We start from the raw sequence: 19431 nt of genomic DNA on the forward strand, positions 1-19431 counted from the left end.
GGTAAGCAAAGCGCACCCGGGAGCTTGGCGACAGGCATCCGCGGACGGCCCCGGGTGCGCTTTCGCTTACCCGGGCTACGGCGCTGCTCGAAAGGCCCCGGGTGCGCTTCGCTTACCCGGGCTACGTGGCTAAGGGCCGTGGCTGGCGGTTTCCTGCTTATTCCATGCCAACATCAGTTCCATCCGGATACATGCATGAACCTTGGGGCGTTCTTAGTAGAATGGCGGCATGAACGCGCCTACTGTCCCCTACGACGCCCAGCGACTGAGCGAACTGGCCCAGCTGCTGATCGACAACATCCGTGAACTGGCCCAGGCCGGCTGGACGCCTGCCACCAGCAGCAACTTCTCGCACCGGCTGGACGACAACCATGCGGCCATCACCGTGTCCGGCAAGGACAAGGGCCGCTTGATCGAAAGCGACATCATGGTGGTGGACTTCGACGGCAAGGCCGTGGGCCGCCCGCTGCGCCCATCCGCCGAGACCCTGCTGCACACCCAGCTCTACGCTCGCTTCCCGGAAGTGGGCTGCGTGCTGCATACGCATTCGCCGATGCAGACCATCGCCTCGCGCCTGTATGGCAGCGACGGCCATATCCGCCTGGAAGGCTATGAACTGCTCAAGGCCCTGCACGGCAACGCCACCCACGAAACCGCAGTCGACCTGAAGGTGTTCCCGAACACCCAGGACATGGACGCGCTGGCCGCCCAGGTCGAGGCCGAGCTCGACAAGGGGCCGATGTGGGGCTACCTGATCGACGGCCATGGCTTGTATGCCTGGGGCCGCGACATGGCCGAAGCCCGCCGCCACCTGGAAGCCTTCGAGTTCCTGCTGCATTGTGAGCTGGAACTGCGCCGCCTGCGCGGCCACGCCTGATCTTCTCCCTTACTACGTCGAGTCCCCCCATGAGCCGACTGCGCATTTTCAACGACACCGCCCCGGACGCACCGCTGCTGGACAGCCGCGACGGCACCGTCATCGCCGCCGAACTGAAGAAGATTGGCGTCACCTTTGAACGTTGGCAGGCCAAGCACCCGGTGGCCCCGGGCGCAAGCCAGGAAGAAGTGTTCACCGCCTACCGCGAGGACATCGACCGCCTGGTGGCCGAGCATGGCTTCAAGAGCGTGGACGTGGCCTCGATCGCCCCGGACAACCCGGCGCGCGCCGATATCCGCAAGAAGTTCCTCGACGAGCATTACCACAAGGAAGACGAAGTGCGTTTCTTCGTCGCCGGCTCGGGCCTGTTCACCCTGCACGTGGACGACAAGGTCTATGAGGTGGAATGCGTCAAGGACGACCTGATCGCCGTCCCCGACCGCGTCAACCACTGGTTCGACATGGGTGAGGAACCCAGCTTTGCCGCCATCCGCTTTTTCACCGAGCCGGACGGCTGGGTCGGCCACTTCACCGGCACCGACATCGCCCAGCGCTTCCCGCGCTACGAGCCCAGCGCGGCATAGAGCCCGCTTTTGCCTGAAGCCCCTCTCCCGTCCACGGGAGAGGGGTTGGGGTGAGGGCAGCTCTTGGCTCTTTCCCCCAATCCTCGTCAACCAGGCATGCGTGCCCAAAAGCACCATGCAGGAAAACCCGCATGACCATCAAAGCCATCCTCACCGACATCGAAGGCACCACCTCCAGCATCTCCTTCGTCAAGGAAGTGCTGTTCCCGTATGCCCGCAACGCCCTGCCCGGCTTCGTCCAGGCCCACGGTAATGAACCACAGGTCCGCCAGTGGCTGGACGCGGTGGCCACTGAAATTTCCGCCAGTGCCTGCCAGGACGAGGTCATCGTCGAAACCCTGCAGGGCTGGATCGACCAGGACCGCAAGCACACCGCACTCAAGGCACTGCAAGGCATGCTGTGGGACAGCGGCTACCGCAGCGGCGACTACACCGCCCACCTGTACCCGGAAGTCGCTGACGTGCTGCGCGGCTGGCAGGCCAGCGGCTTGCCGCTGTACGTGTATTCCTCCGGCTCGGTGCCGGCGCAGAAGCTGTTCTTCGGCTTCAGCGATGCGGGTGACTTGAACAGCCTGTTTTCCGGCAACTTCGACACCGAAGTCGGCGGCAAGCGCGAAGCACCCAGCTACGCGCACATCGCCAAGGCCATCAACATCGCCCCGGCCGAGATCCTGTTTCTGTCCGACGTGGTCGAAGAGTTGGACGCCGCCCGTGAAGCCGGCCTGCAGACCGTGCTGGTCGACCGTCTCAGCGACTACCCGCAGCCGCGCACCGGCGAAGCCACCCACGGCCACACCCGGGTCGAACGCTTCGACCAGATCACGTTTTGATCGCTTGAGCGATAGACAGTAAGACGGCCCCCACAAGGGGCCGTCTTTTTATGTGGTGCCGGCCGGAAGGATCTGATCCGGGCGGCGCAGATTTCACGCCAGCAGCACATCGGCATCACTACCGGTAAAGCAATCCCTGCGCACGATCACCACCATCGCCCGCCCTTCGACCGCAACCAAGGACGCCTACGCATGAGCATCACCGAAGAAATCGGTCAGGCGCTGGCCGCCGAATTTGCCATTCCCGATGTGGGCACACTGACCGTCATCGTCTCGCGGCTGGCCACCGCCATCGTGCTCGGCGGACTGCTTGGCCTGGAACGCGAGCGCAAAGGGCGCGCCGCCGGCTTGAAGACCCATATCCTGGTGTCGGTAGGTTCCGCGCTGTTCGTACTGGCACCCTTGCAGATGGGCATTTCGGGCGCCGATGTCACCCGCGTGATGCAGGGCATCGTCTCTGGCATCGGCTTTCTCGGCGCAGGCGCCATCCTCAAGCTCGACAACGAGGAACGCATCCAGGGCCTGACCACCGCGGCTGGTATCTGGATGACGGCCGCCATCGGCATGGCCGCCGGCATGGGCATGGAAATGGTGGCCTTCATCACCACGATTGCCGCTTTGGCAGTCGTGAGCACGCTACCGAAACTGATGCCCGACAAACGCAGGAATGTTGGAGACAGCGACGCTGACCTCGATACCTGAGCGAACTGACGTCGGACCCTGCTTTTTGTGGGAGCGGCATAAGCCGCGAAGCAAGCGAATCATCAGATCGCCAAGCTGCCAACAGGCTGAGCAACGCCAGCTTCGCGGCTCACGCCGCTCCCACAAGTACGGAGTGGTTACTTGGCTGGGCTGCGCAGCACCAGCACGTCGATGCTGGAAGGCACGCCAAGACGCGCGGTGAAACCATCCCACTGGCCGACGCCGCTGCTGACGAACAAGGTCATGTCCTGCACCCGGTACTCGCCACGCACATAGCCGTGGTTGAACGGCGCCACCACCCAGCGGTCGAAGCCCCACATGTGGCCACCGTGGGTATGCCCGGATACCTGCAGGTCGATCGCGCCGGTTGCCGCAGCTGCACGCGCCTGCTTCGGCTGGTGGGCCAGCAATATATGGACGTCGCTATCTCGGCCACCGGCGACCACGGCTGCCATGTCCGGTGCCAGCCCACCGTGCATGTACGAGCTCGGCTTCAGCGCCGCCAGGTCACCGATGCCGGAGACCGCCAGCGTGCGGCCGTTGATGTTCAGCAGCGCGGTCTGGTTTTCCAGCACGCCCAGGCCCATCTGCCGGAAATGCGCCATCCAGGCGCTGTAGTCGTAGTAGTACTCATGGTTGCCGGGCGCCAACCAGACGCCATAAGGCGCCCTCAACTGCGCCAGCGGCGCGGCAAATCGACCACTGTCCTCCAGGCCGCCGTCGGCCATGTCGCCGGGCAACACGATCATGTTAGGTTTGACCGCCAGGGTCGCATCGACGATGCGCTGGGTACGCCATGCGCGTTTGACCGGACTGATATGCAGGTCGGCCAATACCGCCACACGCAGACCGTCCATCTCCTTTGGCAGGCTCGGCACGACAAGATCACGTTCGTGTACCTGCGGTGGCTTGAGACCGTTGTAGATGCCCAGCGTGGCCAGCAACACGATTACCAGCGCCGCACCCTGATTGAAGCCGACGCCGTGCCAAAACGTTGCCATGCGTGATGCGCGCGGCAGCAGGCGTGACAGCAGCCAACCGGCTTCGCGCAGCAGCACGAACACCAGCACCAGCATGAACATCACCAGCACCCAACCAAACACCAGCTGGATCCAGGCTTCGACCGAATAGCTGAAGATGTCCAGCCGCCATAGCGTGGCAAAGCCCAGGCCGATCAAGGCCAACGCCAGGCTGATGCCGGTGCGCCAACGGCGCTGGGAGGTGGACAGGGGTTTGACCGGCCACCAGAACAGGATGGCCAGCAGCGGCAGGAGCAGCGATACGATAAGAGTCATCAGCGGTACGCGGTGGATGAGCGAAGCAGGCCCGCGATCAGACCGCCAACAGGCTCGGAAGATTGCCCTGCACTGTGCCACGCCGGGGTTGCATAACGCAGGGTTGCCATTGGAACACTACGTAACCCCAACCTGCTGCATGTAGTGCCGAGCCATGCTCGGCAGGGGCTTTCCCAGTCAACCCAGGACAGAACCGGCAATCCTGCACGCCGCTGGTCCGAGACATTCCCGCCAAGGCCTTTGCCGAGCATGGCTCGGCACTACCAGAACCCGCAGCCATGCTCGGCAGGGGCTTCCCCGATCTACCCAAGGCAGAACCGGCAATGCCGCCCGCGGCAGGTCGGAGGCATTGCCGGCAAGGCCATTGCCGAGCATGGCTCGGCACTACCGAAACCCGCCGCCATGCTCGACAGGGGCTTGCCCGGTCAATCCAAGGAAGAACCGACAATGCCGCCTGTGTCAGGTCGGAGACATTGCCGGCAAGGCCATTGCCGAGCATGGCTCGGCACTACCGAAACCCGCCGCCATGCTCGACAGGGGCTTGCCCGGTCAATCCAAGGAAGAACCGACAATGCCGCCTGTGTCAGGTCGGAGACATTGCCGGCTGGGCCATTGCCGAGCATGGCTCGGCACTACCTGTTGGCGGCGGGGCCGCTTACTTGGACTTTTCGGCGATCCAGGCGTCGAGCTTTTCGTCCAGCACATCCAGCGGCACCGAGCCGTCCTTCAGCACTTCGGCGTGGAACTCGCGGATGTCGAACTTCGCGCCCAGCTTGTCCTGCGCGCGCTTGCGCAGTTCCTGGATCTTCAGCTCACCGGTCTTGTAGGCCAGTGCTTGGCCCGGCCAGGCGATGTAACGCTCGGCTTCGGCAATGGCATCAGGCTCGCTCACCGAGGAGTTGGCGAACATGTAGTCCAGCACCTGCTGGCGGGTCCAGCCCTTGGAGTGCAGGCCGGTATCCACCACCAGGCGCACCGCACGCCACAGCTCACCCTGCAGGCGGCCGAAGTAGCTGTACGGGTCGGTGTAGACGCCCAGGTCCTTGCCCAGGCTCTCGGCATACAGGCCCCAGCCTTCGATGAAGGCGGTCTCGCCGCCGAAACGACGGAACGCCGGCACGCCCTTCAGTTCCTGCTGCAACGCCAGCTGGAAGTGATGGCCCGGGATGGCTTCATGCAGGAACAGGTCTTCGGCATCCCAGGTCTTGCGCGTCGGCAGGTCGTAGGTGTTCACGTAGAAGATGCCCGGACGGGTGCCGTCTTCGCTGGGCTGCATGTACTCGCCACCGGCAGCCGACTTGGCGCGGAACGCCTCGATCGGGCGGATTTCGAAACCGGCCTTCGGGGTCAGCGAGAACAGCTTGGGCACATTGGCATTGATCTTGGCCTCAAGCCCACGGTAATGCTCCAGCAGTTCCGCCTCGGACTTGAACTCGAACTGCTTGTCCTTCTGCATGAAGGTGAAGAAGTCCTGCAGCGAGCCCTTGAAGCCCACCTCGGCCATCACCTTCTGGATTTCACCGTGGATGCGCTCCACTTCCTTCAGGCCGATCTCGTGGATCTGCTCCGGGGTCTGCGCGGTGGTGGTGCTCTGCTTGGCGTTGAAGGCATACCAGGCCTTGCCGTCGGGCAGCGAATCCAGGCCCACGGTGTCGCGGGTGGCCGGCAGGTAGTCGTTGGCGATGAAGTCACGCTGCTGCTTGATCGCCGGCATCAACGTGTCGTTGATCAGCGTGCGGAAGGCCTCGGTCAGGCGGTCCTTGTCGGCCTGCGAGAAGTCGGCCGGCATCTGCTTGATCGGGCCCCAGAACTGGCTGTCCTCGGCCTTGGCGGTGATGATGTCGTCGAACTGCGGCACCACCTTTTCCATCAGCACGCGCGGCTGCACCACGCCGGCCTTCATGCCTTCGCGCATATTGGCGTTCTCGGTCGCCAGCAGCACCGGGATGCGCGCCGCACGCGCCAACCAGTTGTCGTAGTCCTTGACCGTCTTGAACGGCTGCGCCACCTGGCCCGACCCCAGCATCACCGCATAGCTGACGGTGGAGCCCATCTGGTTGACCGGCATCATCCAGCCCGGGAACTTCTCCCCTTCCAGCGACTGCTGCTGCTCCTCGACGAAGATGCGGTAGCTGAGCAGGTCCTGCCCGGCCAGGCCGGCGTCGCCGATCTTCTGCACCTTGTCCAGCCACTCCTGGGTGAAGTCATGGCTCTGCTTGCGGAACTCGGCCGAGCCGAAGTCCGGCAGCTGGTCGTTGTAGCGGTTGTCACCCTGGAAGGTGGCCTGCAGCGGGTTCAGCTTGAGCACGCCTTCCCAATAGTCGGCGTACAGCTGGTTCAGCTGCGCGGCCTTGTCGGCCTGCGGTGCCTGCGCACTGCTGTCACCCGCCGCTGGCTGCGATGACGGTGAACAGGCGGCCAGCACGGTGGCCAGGGAGAACGAGACGGCAAGCGCCAGCGGTCGAACGGTCATCGGGGGTTTCCAGAACAGGGAACAAGGCCGCCAGCGTCAGCGCTGGCGTGCCTTGCCGGAAGGGCCAAAGGTCATTGCCGGCAGGTTTCACATCGCGGTCGGGGCTGCAAACCGTCATAATCCCCACCCTGCTGCGGTCGCCACCGGCGCCTGCCACCTCCCTCACGCTCTACCGGGGCATCCGTACTCCGGCGCGAGCCTTTGCCGTTGCTGTATTTATGACTACTTCGCGTCGCCCGTTGGGCTTCTGGTCCGCCACCGCCCTGGTTGTGGGCAGCATGATCGGCTCGGGCACCTTCCTGTTGCCCGCCACCCTCGCCCCCTACGGCGCCGCAACGCTGATCGGTTGGAGCATCACCCTGTGCGGCGCGCTGCTGCTGGCGATCACCTTTGCCCAGCTTGCCAAGCGCTGGCCGCAGACCGGCGGTCCTTACGTGTTCGCCCGCAACGCCTTTGGCGAGCTGCCCGGCTTTCTGGTCGCGTGGAGCTACTGGATCTCAATGTGGTGTGCGATTGCTGCTATTGCGGTGGCCTTCGCCGGCAGCATCGGTGCCATCTTTCCCGCCCTGACCGCGACCCCGGTACGTGCTGCAGCCTGCGGTCTGGTCGCCCTGTGGCTGTGCGCTGGCGTCAACCTGATAGGTGTGCGCGAAGCCGGACGCCTGCAACTGGCAACCACGGTATTGAAAGTCGTCCCCTTGCTGATGTTCGGCCTGGTCGCGTTGTGGCTGGTGGATACCAGCAACTACGTACCCTTCAACCCTTCCGGCGAATCCTTGGGCAGCGTTGCCGCCGCCACCGTGGCGCTGACCCTGTGGGCGATGATCGGTCTGGAGGCCGCCACGGTCCCGGCCGAGTCGGTCCATGACGCGCCGCGCACCGTCGCCCGTGCCACGGTCGCCGGCACCGCCATCGCTGGCATCGCAACCGTGCTGGCTTGCACCACCGTACTGGGACTGCTGCCCGCCGATGTGCTGGCCAGTTCCAGCGCACCAATGGCCGATGCCGCCGCCGCGTTGTGGGGGCCGACCGCCGGCATGCTGCTGGCCGTGGTGATGGCCATCTCCTGCGTGGGCGCACTGAATGGCTGGACGCTGCTGGCGGCACAACTGCCTATGGCCGCCGCCCGCGACGGCGTGCTGCCGCGCGCTTTTGCCCACGAGAACAAGCGCGGTGCGCCGGTCTTCGGCGTCATCGTCAGCTGCCTGCTGGCCACCGTGCTGGTGATCTGCAACTACAACCGCTCGCTGGTGGACCTGTTCAAGTTCTCGGTGCTGCTGTCCACCGCTGCCACCCTGCTGCCCTACCTGGCTGGTGCAGCTGCATGGTTGTGGCGCGGCAGCGGCATTGCTTCACGCATCGCCGCTGCCGGTGCATTGCTCTTCAGCCTGTACGCGATTGCCGGCATCGGCAGCGAGGCCTTGTTGTGGGGCGTGGCACTGATCGTAGCCGGCCTGCCGATCTACTTCTGGTTGCGCCGTCGCTGAGTACTGGCGTGCCGTGAGTGCTGCCTGCTGTTCGCCGGTGGGAGCGGCACAAGCCGCGAAGCTGGCAGTGCCAAAAACCTCTTGACCCTTGCTCACTCACGCGCGGGTGGCGCATTGCCCAAGGCCTTGTTGACCGCGATGAACTGGCTGCGCAGCAGTGCCTCGCTATCCACCAGGTCACGCCGCGTCTGCAGATAGCCTCTGCGTGCGTCCAGCACCGCCAGGAAGTCGATCAGGCCGGCATCGTGCCGCGCCTGGGCGATCTTGTAGGCATCCGCCGTGGCCTGCTCGCGCACACGCAGCTGCGCGCGTTGCTGTTGGGCGGCGGCGTAGCCGTTCAAGGCATTGTCGATTTCCTGCCAGGCCTGCAGCGCGGTTTTCTGGTAGGCCACAGCGGCTTCCTGCTGTTCCAGTTCACGCAGCTGCACCACACTCTTGCGTCGGCCGTGGTCGAACAGTGGCAGGTTCAGCACCGGGCCGATCGACCAGGTGCGGCTGCCCCAGTCCGAGAACTCACCGGACAGATACGACTCGTAGCCGAACTTCGCACCAAGCCGGATGCTGGGATACAGATCCGCCTGGGCAACACCGATGTTGGCCGTGGCCTGCTGCAGGCGTGCCTGCGCCGCGCGTATATCCGGACGCCGCTGCGCCACTTCCGATGGCAAGCCCAGCGACAGATCCGGCAGTGCGTCGCTGGCCGCGACCATTGGCGCTGCAAGCTGGCTGCGCAATGCACCGGGGTGTTCGCCGAGCAATAGCGCAAGCTGGTTGCTGCTGCCGGCTTCCTCGGCCAGCAGGCCGGGCAAGCGCGCGCGTAACGCCGCCAGATCGGCCTGCTGACGGTCCAGGTCCAGATGATCCTGCAGGCCGCCGTCGACCCGTGCCTGCAGCAACGACAGGCGCTCTTCCAATGCGGCAATGTCCTCGTGTGCCAGCTCGATCTGGCGCTGTGCAGCACGTAACTGCACGTAGCTGCGTGCCACTTCGCTGCTGACGCTCAGCCTGGCCAGATCCAACAACGCGGCCTGCTGCGCCACACTGGCATCGGCCGCCTCGATCGAACGCCGCACCCTGCCCCACAGGTCCAGTTCCCAGGACGCATCGAAGCCGGCCTGATACAGATTGAATGGCTCGGCCAGCAGCTGTTTCAGTGCGTCACTGTCATTACTGAGGAGGTCGAGCATGCGCGTACCCGCGCCGTTCTCGCTTTGGCGCTGGCGATTGACACCGGCCGATGCGTTCACGTCGACACCGCGCTGCGCGGCAATCGTGCGCCGCTGCACCCGCGCCTGGGCGAAGTGCAAGGCAGCCGTGCGCAGGTCCGGGTTCGCCTCCAAGGCCCGTTGTTGCAGTTCATCCAGGGTCGGGTCGGACAGCTGCGTCCACCACTCCGGCCGCAGCGCCTGCGTACCGACGTCGGCATTTAGTGACGCGTCACCGCCCCGCCACTGCGTCCAGTCGGCAGGGGCGGCCGTGTCCGGACGCACGAAGTCCGGCCCGACCGCGCAGCCGCCGAGCATCAGGCCTGCAGCAAGCGGCGACAGCAGCAGCGGCACGTTCAACAGTGAGCGGAATTGGGGAAACATGGATCGCGTCCTAGGTAAGCCGATTACGGAACAACCACGCCGCCAACGGCAGGGTGATCGCCGCCACCGCCAGCATGGGGATGAAGTTGAAGCCCACGTCCTGCAGGCCCGCCCCTTCCAGATAGACCCGTCGCACCAGATCGATGCCAAAACGCAGCGGGTTGGCATAGGTCGCCACCTGCAGCACCTTGGGCATATTGGCCACCGGCGTCATCAAGCCCGACAACAGCATCAACGGCATGATCAACAGGAAGGTGTAAAGCATCGCCTGCTGCATGTTGGCGGCCACCGCCGAGATCGACAGGCCGATACCTACCGAGGCCACCGTGAACACCGCCAGCGCCAGGTACAACACGCCCACCGAGCCGGCCATCGGGATCTGGAACCAGAAACGGATGATCAACAGGATGATGGTGGACTGCACCAGCCCCACCAGAATCGACGGCAAGGCCTTGCCGATCAGGATCTGCATCGGCGTCAGCGGAGTGACCAGCAATTGATCGAAGGTGCCCTGTTATCGAAGGTGCCCTGTTCGCGTTCGCGCGCCACCGACAAGGCGGCGATCAACAAGGTCTGCAACATGCTCAGCGCGGCGATCAACGCTGGCATCAGCTGCCAACGCGACTCCAGGTTCGGGTTGTACCAACTGCGTGTGACCAGCTGCACCGCCTGTCCACCGGCGGCGTCCATCTGGTTCAACTGCGTTCGACTGGATTGGTCCCGATTGATCCGTTCCCGATTGAAATCGGCGACGATGGAACCGATGTAACCGGCAGCGGCACCCGCGGTGGTGGAGTTGCGGCCATCCATGATCAACTGCAACGGTGCACTCTGCCCAGCGGCCAGTCGCTGCTCGAAATCAGCTGGAATGCTGATCACCAGCAACACTTCATTGGCGTCGATCACGCCAGCAATCTGCGCCGATGAAGCCAACGTTGCCGTGCGCTCGAACATGCCCGCGCCATCCATCCGCGAAAGCAGCTCGCTCGACACCTGTCCGCCACTGAGGTCGAGCACCGCATACGGCACATGGCGCAGATCGAAGGTCGCACCGTAGCCAAACAACAACGCCTGCATCAGCGCTGGCATGAACAGCATGGCGCGACTGGAAGGCTCTTTCAGCAGGGTGATCAGCTCTTTCCTGCACAGGAAGGCAATGCGCCTGAAATAGATCGCGATAGCTTCCATGCCTACACCAGCCTCTTGCGCAGCTTGGAGCGGGTACCCGCAAACAACAACAGTGCGTACAGCAACAGGATGGCCGACTTCTGCAGGAACAGCGGCCAGTTATCGCCGGTCAGGAACAGCGACTTGATCAGCCCCATGAAATGCGTGGCCGGCAGCAGCTGGCTGATGACCTGCACCGCGACTGGCATGTTGCGCAGATCGAATACGAAGCCGGACAGCATCATCGCTGGCATGAAACTGGTCAGCAGTGCTACCTGGCTGGCCTGGAACTGGTTGCGGGTCAGCGCCGAAATGAACAACCCCAGCAGCAACGACACCGTCAGGTAGAGCAGCGAGCTGACCACGATCGCCAGCAACGAGCCGCGCATCGGCACCTCGAACAGAAAGCGTGCAGTCAGCAGGCAGATCGCCAGATTGATCGCGCCGATACCCAGATATGGCAGCAGCTTTGCCAGCACCAGTTCGGTCGGTCGCACCGGTGTGACGAACAGTGCTTCCAAGGTGCCGCGCTCCCATTCGCGCGCGACCAGCAGCGAGGTCAGGAAGGCACCGATCAAGGTCATCACCAGAACGATCAAACCCGGCACCAGGTACCAGGTGCTGGTGCTTGCCTCGTTGAACCACATGCGCTGGACAACACTGACGCCGCCACCCGAACTGCTGCCGGCTTGCCTGTCAAGCGTGGTTTGCAGCTGCGTCGCCAGCGCACCGCCCACATAGCCTTCCAGCGTACGCGCGGTGTTGGCATCCACGCCATTGAGGATCAGCTGCACTTGCGCACTGCCCTCAGCCCGGCGCCGGCTGAAATCCACCGGCACATGCACGATGCCGCCAACCTTGCCTTGCCGCATCAAGGCCACCGCGGCCGTCATGTCGCCGACCTGCACCGGCGCCAGATACGGCGAGCCCTGCAGCCCGGCAACCAGCGACTGCGTGGTCGGCGAGCGCTCATCCAGCACTACCGCTACCGGTGCGTGGCTGACATCGAACGACAAACCGTAGCCAAACAGCAGGATCAAGGCCGCCGGCAACAACAGGCCCACCGCAAGACTGCTGCGTTCACGCAGCATCTGCCGGGTCTCCTTGCGCACCAGCGCCGATAGGCGGGACAGGAAGCCGGACATCACGCAGCCTTGCCACCGGCAGCGGCACTGCGCTGCGCGCGGCCCTGCTCGACGATGCCAATGAAGGCGGCATTCATGTCGATGCCGTCAGCGCCGGCCTGCTCACGCACCTGCTGCGGCGTTCCCAGGGCGAGTAGTTCGCCCGCGTCCTGGATGGCGATGCGATCGCAGTATTCCGCTTCCTCCATGAAATGGGTGGTGACGATGATGGTCACGCCCTGCTGCGCCAGCGCGGTGATGGTGCGCCAGAAGGCGCGCCGCGCCAGTGGATCAATGCCACTGGTCGGTTCATCCAGGAACAGGATCTCCGGCGCATGCAGCAAGCCCACCGCCATTGCCAGTCGCTGTTTGTAGCCTGCCGGCAAGTCGCCACTGCGGGCATCCGCCTGCAGGTCGAAACGTTTGATGGCATCGGCAACACGCTCGCGCAGTTGCGTGCCGCCAAGACCATAGGCACCACCGAAGAACTCCAGGTTCTCACGCACACTCAGATTGGCGTACAGCGCGAATTTCTGTGAGACATAGCCGATGCGTGCGCGGGCCTGGGCTCGGGCAGTGCGCAGATTCAGACCAGCCACTTCCAGATGCCCGCTGCTGGCCGGCAACAGACCGCAGAGCATGCGGAAGGTAGTGGTCTTGCCGGCACCATTGGGGCCGAGCAGGCCAAAGATCTCGCCGCGGTGCACATCGAAACTGGTGCTGGCCACCGCGGTGAAATCACCGAAGCGACGCACCAGGTCGCGCACCACGATGACCGGCGCATCATCCTGGGGGATCTTGCTTGCTGTGACTTCGGCCGCCGGCAGCGATGCGGGCGTCTCCTGCGCGCGCAGCAGCATCATGAAGGCGTCTTCCAGCTCCGCCGGTCGTCGGCTCGGCTGCTCGCCTTGCAGCACTGCAGCGATATCCGACGGCGCCACACCAGGCTGCAGGATGAAACGCACGGAACCGGCACGCGGCACCGCATCCAGCACGTGCCGGGTATCGTCGATCAGCTGCGCCTGCAGGTCGCGCGGCTGCCGCGTCGGCGCGGGCGCTACCGCCCAGGTCAGGCCCTGTGCCTTGTCGGTCAGCGCGCCGGGATTGCCTTGCGCCAACAAGCGCCCCTGATGCAACACGAAGATCTGCTCGCAGCGCTCAGCCTCGTCCATGTAAGCGGTGCTGACCAGCACGCTGAGCTGCTCCTCCTGCACCAGCTGCTGGATGATCTTCCACAGTTCGCGCCGCGACAGCGGGTCCACGCCGACGCTGGGCTCGTCCAGCAGCAACAACTGCGGTGAACGCACCAGGGTGCAGGCCAGGCCCAGCTTCTGCTTCATGCCACCTGACAACTTGCCGGCCGGGCGTTGCCTGAATGCAGCCAGGTCGGTCATCTGCAGCAGGCGTTCGAAGCGCGCATGGCGTTCGTCCGCAGGCACACCATGCAGATCCGCGTACAGATCCAGGTTCTCCTGCACGCTGAGGTCTTCATACAGGCCAAAGCGCTGCGGCATGTAGCTGATGCAGTCCTGCACCTGCTGCAGCTGGCTTGCCACGTCATGGCCCAGCACCTGCAGCTGGCCAGAATCGGCGCGCAGCAAACCGGCAACCATGCGCAAAAAGGTGGTCTTGCCGGCTCCATCCGGCCCAACCAGCGCGGTCAACTCGCCCTTGCGCATGCTCAGGGAAACCCCCGCCAGCGCCTCCATCTGCCCGCCATCGGCGGCCGGGAAACACTTGCGCAGGTCGACCGCGACAACCGTGGCAGTGGCCGCTTCCATCAGCGTGCCGCTTCCTGCAGGCGCACGCTCACCGGCTGACCCAGACGCAGCTGATCCTGCGGATCCTCGACCACCACGCGCACCTCGTAGACCAGGCTGGTGCGCAGCTCTTCGGTCTGTACGGACTTCGGGGTGAACTCGGCCACCGAGGAGATGAAGCCGACTTTGCCCGCCACCGGCTTGTCGGGGTGGCTATCGCTCGTCACCTGCGCGAGCTGGCCACTGCGGATACGACCGAGCTCGGTCTCGCTGGCAAAAACCCGCACCCACTTCGGCTGCGTCAACGCCAGCGCGAACGCCGCGCGTTGCGGACCGGCCATGTCGCCGACTTCCACCAGCCGCGAGCGCACCACCGCTGCCACCGGCGCCTTCAGCTGGCCTTGCGCGATCTGGTGTTGCAGCAAGGCGAGCTGGGCATCGGCCGCCCGCAGTTGCGCCTCGGCTGCCGCGATGTCTTCCTTGCGCGGGCCTTGCTGCACCAGCGCCAATGCCTGTTGCTGCAGTTCGGCAGTCGCTGCCGCCACTTTCGCCACGCTACGCGCGCGGTCCATTTCCTGCGCACTTACACCACGACCGTCCGTCGCGCTGGCCACGCCCTGCAAGCGCTGCAGGTCCTGCGCTGCACGCGCTGCATCGGCCTGCGCTGCGGCCAGCTGGCTCCTGGCCTGCACGACTTCCTGCGGCCGCGCGCCGTTGTGCAGGCGCGCCACTGTCTGCCGCTGCGTCTCGATATGTGCCTTGGCTTGGTCTGCCTGCAGTTGCAAGGTGCGGGTGTCGAGCGTCGCCAGCACATCGCCGGCCTTGACCGTGTCGCCTTCCTCTACCGGCACTTCCTGCACACGGCCACTGCCATCGAAGGCAAGCGACACCTGGCGGATGTCCACATTGCCCTGCAACTGCAGGCCATTGCCAGCCGGCTTGTCCCGGCTGCTCCACCACAGCAGCAGCACGACCAACAACACAACGGCGGCTACCACGACAAGAACAGGCTTCTTCATCAGGACGCTTCCGCAAGCAGGACTGGATCTGCCGAACAGCCTAGTTCAAATTAAATTTAATTTAAAGTAATGCCGGCCGGGGCGATGAAGCAGGCTAAACTTGCCACGCAATGAGCACACAGAAAACCACCCCCCGCGGACCACGCACCGACGGCGACGCCACCCGCGCCCGCCTGCTGGAGGCGGCCAGCCAACTGTTCTCGCAACAGGGCTTTGCCGAAACCACCAGCAAGGCGGTGGCCCAGCAGGCCGCTGCCGACCTGGCATCCATCAACTACCACTTTGGTAGCCGCAACGGCCTGTACCAGGCGGTGCTGCTCGAAGCCCACCGGCAGCTGCTTGATCTTGATGACCTGCAGCGCATCGCCGGCAGCGCGATGAGCGCGGAACAGCGTCTATATGAATTGCTCGCTGGTCTGGTCCAGCGCGCCCAGCAACCCGAGGCCTGGGCACCGCGCGTGCTGGCACGCGAACTGCTGGCCCCCTCCTCGCACCTGCAGGTGCTGATGGAAGAAGCGGTTCCGCCGAAGATGATGGAGGTTGCGCAGATTCTTAGTGAGATCGCCGGCATCCCCGCCAACGAGCCGGCCCTGCTGCGCTGCCTGCTGAGCGTCGCCGCGCCGTGCATGATGTTGATCGTGGTCGGTCGTGGCGTGCCAGGCCCGCTGCAGGCAGTGGTGCAAGGCCCATCGCAGCCGCTGCTCGAGCATCTGCACCGCTTTGCGATCGCCGGCCTGCAGGCGGTCGGCGCGGACTACCGCAGCAAGCCTACGGCTGTGGATGTGGGAGCGGCGTAAGTCGCGAAGCCGAGATAAGTTAGTCACCGGCTTGGCTACGATCTGATCGAACATCAGCTTCGCGGCTTACGCCGCTCCCACAAGTCAGGTTTGGGGTGCCCCCCGCCAAAAACCCGCCGCCAACGCTGTGGCACCGCTCTTGCATCTGCTCCGGCATGAGTCCCGAACTTGCCCTTACCGAACTCCGCGGCGGCCTGGTTGCCACCTTGTGGATCGCCGGTCCCTTGCTACTTGTCGTGCTGGTCGTCGGCGTGGTGGTCGGCGTCATCCAGGCCGCTACCCAGATCAACGAGCCGACCATTGCCTTTGTCGCCAAGGCCGCGGCCCTGACCGCGGCGTTGTTTGCGCTGGGCAGCCTGCTGCTGGGTCACCTGGTCGAATTCACCGTCATGTTGTTCCAGCGCATTCCGCACCTGATCGGTTAGCGCGATGGATTCGGTCACCCAGACAGTCATCGACGGCCAACAGGCGTTTGCCATCATCGGCAACACCCTGTGGATCATGCTGCGCATTGGCGCGATGCTGATGGCCATGCCGATGATCGGCACCCGTGCGGTACCGGCGCGGGTGCGGGCACTGCTGGCGGTGGCACTGTCCGTGGCACTGTCCCCGGTCCTGCCGCCGGTGCCTATCTTCAACGGCTTTGACTCGATGACCGTGCTCAGCATCCTGCGCGAGGTAGCCGTGGGGGTCAGCATCGGCTTCCTGCTGCGGCTGATCTTCGAAGCCGGCGCCATGGCCGGCGAAATGATCGCGCAGAGCACCGGCCTGGCCTTCGCGCAGATGGCCGACCCGATGCGCGGCGGCAGCTCCGGCGTGATCGGGCAATGGTTCTACCTGATGTTCGGCCTGCTGTTTTTCACCAGCAATGGTCATCTGGCACTGATCTCATTGCTGGTGGACAGCTACAAGGCGCTGCCCATCGGCACCGCCCTGCCCGATGCCCATGCGGTCGCTGCCCTGGCCCCCACCCTGGCCCTGCAGATTTTCCGGGGCGCGCTGTCGCTGGCACTGCCCCTGGTGGTGGCGATGCTGGCGATCAACCTGGCCTTTGGCGTCCTTGCCCGCGCGGCACCGGCATTGAACCCGATGCAGCTGGGTCTGCCGGTGGCACTGCTGCTCGGCCTGTCCCTGCTCACCCTGTTGGCCGGGGAAATGGGGCCGCCGGTACAGCGCCTGTTCGACACCGCTTTCGATACGGCACGACAAGTGACAATGTGACGCCCTACACAGCTCTCGTTTTTTGCTTTCACATTGCCTGAAGGACCTATTGCTGGTTTCCTTATAGCCGTGGATAGTCCGGGTACAGCACGGACTGCAGGGGATTGTGGTACCGGCTACGAGATTTCGCTCCCGCGACCGCGGCGCGACAACCTTAGGGAGGGGTTTGATGCTCGTTGGCAGCTACAACCCGTTGTTTGTCGTGCTGTCGATCCTGGTGGCGATCCTGGCCTCGTTCACAGCGCTGGATATGGCCTCGCGGGTATCCGCCTCACAGCCGCGCCGCGCAGCGGCCCGCTGGCTGCTGGCCGGCGGCGTCGCCATGGGCGCAGGCATCTGGTCGATGCATTTTGTCGGCATGCTGGCCTTCCGCCTGCCCATTCCACTGGGCTACGACCTGTGGCTGACGGTGGAATCGCTGCTGGTAGCGGTGGCTGCCTCGATATTCGCCTTGTGGCTGGTCTCGCGACCGACCCTGCCGCACCTGCGCCTGGCCCTGGGTGCGCTACTGATGGGCCTGGGCATCGCCTGGATGCATTACGTCGGCATGTCCGCACTGAAGATGAATCCGGACATCGATTACGACCGGGTCTGGTTCGCCCTTTCCATCGTGATCGCGGTCGGTGCCTCATGGAGCGCGCTGTACATCGCGTTCCGCCTGCGCACCGCTGAGCACGCCCTACCGCCAAGGCTGATCGCCGCCGCGGTGATGGGCCTGGCCATCGTCGGCATGCACTATACCGGCATGGCGGCGGCGCGCTTCCCGGCCAACTCCGTCTGCACTGCCGCCACCACCGGCGGCGTACCCACCGAATGGCTGGCCGCCTGCGTGGTGCTGCTGACCGTTGGCGTGATGGGTGTGGTGCTCACCATCTCCCTGTTCGAACAGCGCATGCAGGCGCGCTTGCTGCACCTGCGAAACTCGATGCTGTCGGCCTCGCTGGACGATGCCCGCAAGGAGTTGTTCCATGCCAGCCAGCACGACTCACTGACCCGCCTGCCCAACCGCCAGCTCTCGCATGAGCGTATCGAACAGCTGCTGCCGGCAGGCCAGCCGTTCGCGGTGATGTCCATCGACCTGGATGGCTTCCGCCATATCAACGGCGCCTTTGGCTCGCAGACCGGCGACGACGCCCTGGTCGATATCGGCGAACGCCTGCGCCAGCTGCTTCCTGCCGAAGACCTGGTCGGACGCCTGGGTGGCGACCAGTTCGTCATCGCCAGCCAACTGCGCCAGACCGAAGAGTTGGACGCGCTGGCCGAGCGCATCATCCTGGCTGTCAACTCGGTTCGGGTTGGCGGCCGCGAACTGCGCATCACCGCCAGCCTGGGCATCGCCCAGTACCCGCAGGCAGGCAACTCCGCCGCGCAGTTGATCGCGATGGCCGAGACCGCCATGGCGTACGCAAAACAATCCGGGCGCAACACACACGCGGTGTTCGCCGACTGGATGAATGACAACGTCGAGCAGGACCGGCGCCTGCTCGACGACCTGCGCAAGGCCTTGGGCACACCGCAGCTGTCGCTGCATTACCAGCCCCGCGTGCATGCCGACAGCGGCCGCATCAGTGGCGCCGAGGCCCTGATCCGCTGGCGCCATCCCGAACACGGGTTCATCCCGGCAGAACGCATCATCCGTCTCACCGAGCAGAGCGGGCTGATGGACGTAATCGGCAACTGGGTACTGGATGAGGCCTGCCGGCAGATGCGTTGCTGGCAGGACGCCGGCAACGCCGAATGGCGGGTGGCGGTCAATCTGTCGGGGCGCCAACTGGGCTCGCCGAAACTGATCGATGACGTGCGCTCCGCGTTGGACCGCAACGAACTGGAACCCTCGCGCCTGATCCTTGAGATCAGCGAAGGGGCGGTGATGCGCGACACCGACAACGCCATTTCGGTGCTGCGCAGCGTAGCCGGGCTGGGCGTCGGCATATCGATTGATGACTTCGGCATCGGCGTGTCCAGCCTGCTGCACCTGAAGCGACTGCCTGCCACGGAGATCAAGATCGACCGCGCTTTTGTATTGGCGTTGGAAGAAAGCGACGAAGACGTGGTCATCGTTTCTGCGATCGTCGCACTCGGCCACGCACTGAACATGGAGATCGTTGCCGAAGGCATCGAGACCCAGGGCCAACGCGCCTATGTGGAACGGCTGGGCTGTGACCATCTGCAGGGTTATCTGCTGGGCCGCCCGGTCAGCGCGGAGAATTTCATGCGCCTGCACGGTGGCGATGCCCAGCATGCGGCGCTGGAAGCACGACTGGCCTCGTTCAACGCCAGCCAGGAATAGGCCGTAGTGCCGAGCCATGCTCGGCAAAGGCATTCCCCATAAACCCGAACCTGTAGTGCCGAGCCATGCTCGGCTAGGGGCTTCACCGGCAGAGCCCTTGCCGAGCATGGCTCGGCACTACCTTTGGGTTGCTTGTTAGGACCATTGCCGAGCAAGGCTCGGCACTACACTTGGGTAGATTGCATGGCCTATGCCGAGGATTGCACGGCACTACAT

17 protein-coding genes are annotated in these 19431 nt (G+C 64.6%); 9 read left to right on the forward strand and 8 right to left on the reverse strand.

Going from position 1 to position 19431, the window contains the following annotated elements:
- Positions 1-229 precede the first annotated feature (229 nt).
- The 4 genes from ACVOLQ_RS19910 to ACVOLQ_RS19925 all read left to right on the forward strand — a co-directional run bounded on the left by ACVOLQ_RS19910 (position 230) and on the right by ACVOLQ_RS19925 (position 2993).
- Complete coding sequence (locus ACVOLQ_RS19910; protein ID WP_481529080.1) at positions 230-877, forward strand: methylthioribulose 1-phosphate dehydratase; 648 nt, start codon at positions 230-232, stop codon at positions 875-877.
- Positions 878-906: 29 nt separating this feature from the next.
- The gene (locus ACVOLQ_RS19915) at positions 907-1461 is read left to right on the forward strand and encodes a 1,2-dihydroxy-3-keto-5-methylthiopentene dioxygenase (protein WP_481529081.1); all 555 of its coding nucleotides are present in this window, start codon (positions 907-909) and stop codon (positions 1459-1461) included.
- 131 nt (positions 1462-1592) lie between these two features.
- Positions 1593-2291 carry an acireductone synthase gene (gene mtnC, locus ACVOLQ_RS19920; protein WP_481529082.1) on the forward strand — a complete coding sequence of 233 codons (699 nt, stop codon included), beginning with the start codon at positions 1593-1595 and terminating at the stop codon, positions 2289-2291.
- 192 nt (positions 2292-2483) lie between these two features.
- Positions 2484-2993: an MgtC/SapB family protein gene (locus ACVOLQ_RS19925; RefSeq protein WP_313171836.1), complete on the forward strand. Its 510-nt coding sequence runs from the start codon at positions 2484-2486 to the stop codon at positions 2991-2993.
- A 137-nt stretch (positions 2994-3130) separates the two neighbouring features.
- On the opposite strand, the gene ACVOLQ_RS19930 is transcribed toward ACVOLQ_RS19925, so the two are convergent.
- A complete protein-coding gene (locus ACVOLQ_RS19930; protein ID WP_481529083.1) occupies positions 3131-4288 on the reverse strand; it encodes a metallophosphoesterase in 1158 nt (385 codons plus the stop codon).
- A gap of 655 nt (positions 4289-4943) precedes the next feature.
- Positions 4944-6761 carry a DUF885 domain-containing protein gene (locus ACVOLQ_RS19935; RefSeq protein ID WP_481529084.1) on the reverse strand — a complete coding sequence of 606 codons (1818 nt, stop codon included), beginning with the start codon at positions 6759-6761 and terminating at the stop codon, positions 4944-4946.
- Positions 6762-6979: 218 nt separating this feature from the next.
- Between ACVOLQ_RS19935 and ACVOLQ_RS19940 the strand changes: the two genes are divergently transcribed.
- On the forward strand, positions 6980-8248 hold the full coding sequence (locus ACVOLQ_RS19940) for an amino acid permease (RefSeq protein ID WP_481529085.1): 1269 nt from the start codon (positions 6980-6982) through the stop codon (positions 8246-8248).
- Positions 8249-8340: 92 nt separating this feature from the next.
- On the opposite strand, the gene ACVOLQ_RS19945 is transcribed toward ACVOLQ_RS19940, so the two are convergent.
- The 6 genes from ACVOLQ_RS19945 to ACVOLQ_RS19970 are packed head-to-tail and all read right to left on the reverse strand — an operon-like array spanning position 8341 to position 14907.
- Positions 8341-9837 (reverse strand): efflux transporter outer membrane subunit, encoded by a 1497-nt coding sequence (locus ACVOLQ_RS19945; RefSeq protein ID WP_481529086.1) that lies wholly within the window; start codon positions 9835-9837, stop codon positions 8341-8343.
- 10 nt (positions 9838-9847) lie between these two features.
- Complete coding sequence (locus tag ACVOLQ_RS19950) at positions 9848-10309, reverse strand: ABC transporter permease (RefSeq protein ID WP_481529087.1); 462 nt, start codon at positions 10307-10309, stop codon at positions 9848-9850.
- 5 nt (positions 10310-10314) lie between these two features.
- Entirely contained in the window at positions 10315-11025 is a 711-nt protein-coding gene (locus tag ACVOLQ_RS19955) for an ABC transporter permease (protein WP_481529088.1), read from the reverse strand.
- A gap of 2 nt (positions 11026-11027) precedes the next feature.
- Positions 11028-12149 (reverse strand): ABC transporter permease, encoded by a 1122-nt coding sequence (locus ACVOLQ_RS19960; protein WP_481529089.1) that lies wholly within the window; start codon positions 12147-12149, stop codon positions 11028-11030.
- The gene (locus ACVOLQ_RS19965; protein WP_481529090.1) at positions 12149-13909 is read right to left on the reverse strand and encodes an ATP-binding cassette domain-containing protein; all 1761 of its coding nucleotides are present in this window, start codon (positions 13907-13909) and stop codon (positions 12149-12151) included. The genes ACVOLQ_RS19960 and ACVOLQ_RS19965 overlap by 1 nt, the downstream gene beginning before the upstream one ends.
- Positions 13909-14907: an HlyD family secretion protein gene (locus ACVOLQ_RS19970; protein ID WP_481529091.1), complete on the reverse strand. Its 999-nt coding sequence runs from the start codon at positions 14905-14907 to the stop codon at positions 13909-13911. Before ACVOLQ_RS19970 ends, ACVOLQ_RS19965 begins: the two co-directional genes overlap by 1 nt.
- A 110-nt stretch (positions 14908-15017) precedes the next feature.
- Here ACVOLQ_RS19970 and ACVOLQ_RS19975 point away from each other — a divergent pair, with 110 nt between their 5' ends.
- The 4 genes from ACVOLQ_RS19975 to ACVOLQ_RS19990 all read left to right on the forward strand — a co-directional run bounded on the left by ACVOLQ_RS19975 (position 15018) and on the right by ACVOLQ_RS19990 (position 19215).
- Positions 15018-15704, forward strand: coding sequence for a TetR/AcrR family transcriptional regulator (locus tag ACVOLQ_RS19975; protein ID WP_481529092.1), 687 nt, complete (start codon positions 15018-15020; stop codon positions 15702-15704).
- A gap of 155 nt (positions 15705-15859) precedes the next feature.
- Positions 15860-16129, forward strand: a complete 270-nt coding sequence (locus ACVOLQ_RS19980) for a flagellar biosynthetic protein FliQ (protein ID WP_282269983.1) — start codon at positions 15860-15862, stop codon at positions 16127-16129.
- Between the two features lie 4 nt (positions 16130-16133).
- Complete coding sequence (fliR, locus tag ACVOLQ_RS19985) at positions 16134-16925, forward strand: flagellar biosynthetic protein FliR (RefSeq protein WP_481529093.1); 792 nt, start codon at positions 16134-16136, stop codon at positions 16923-16925.
- Between the two features lie 169 nt (positions 16926-17094).
- On the forward strand, positions 17095-19215 hold the full coding sequence (locus ACVOLQ_RS19990) for a putative bifunctional diguanylate cyclase/phosphodiesterase (RefSeq protein WP_481529094.1): 2121 nt from the start codon (positions 17095-17097) through the stop codon (positions 19213-19215).
- Positions 19216-19431: the final 216 nt, after the last annotated feature.

This window comes from Stenotrophomonas sp. STEN031 (assembly GCF_056759975.1).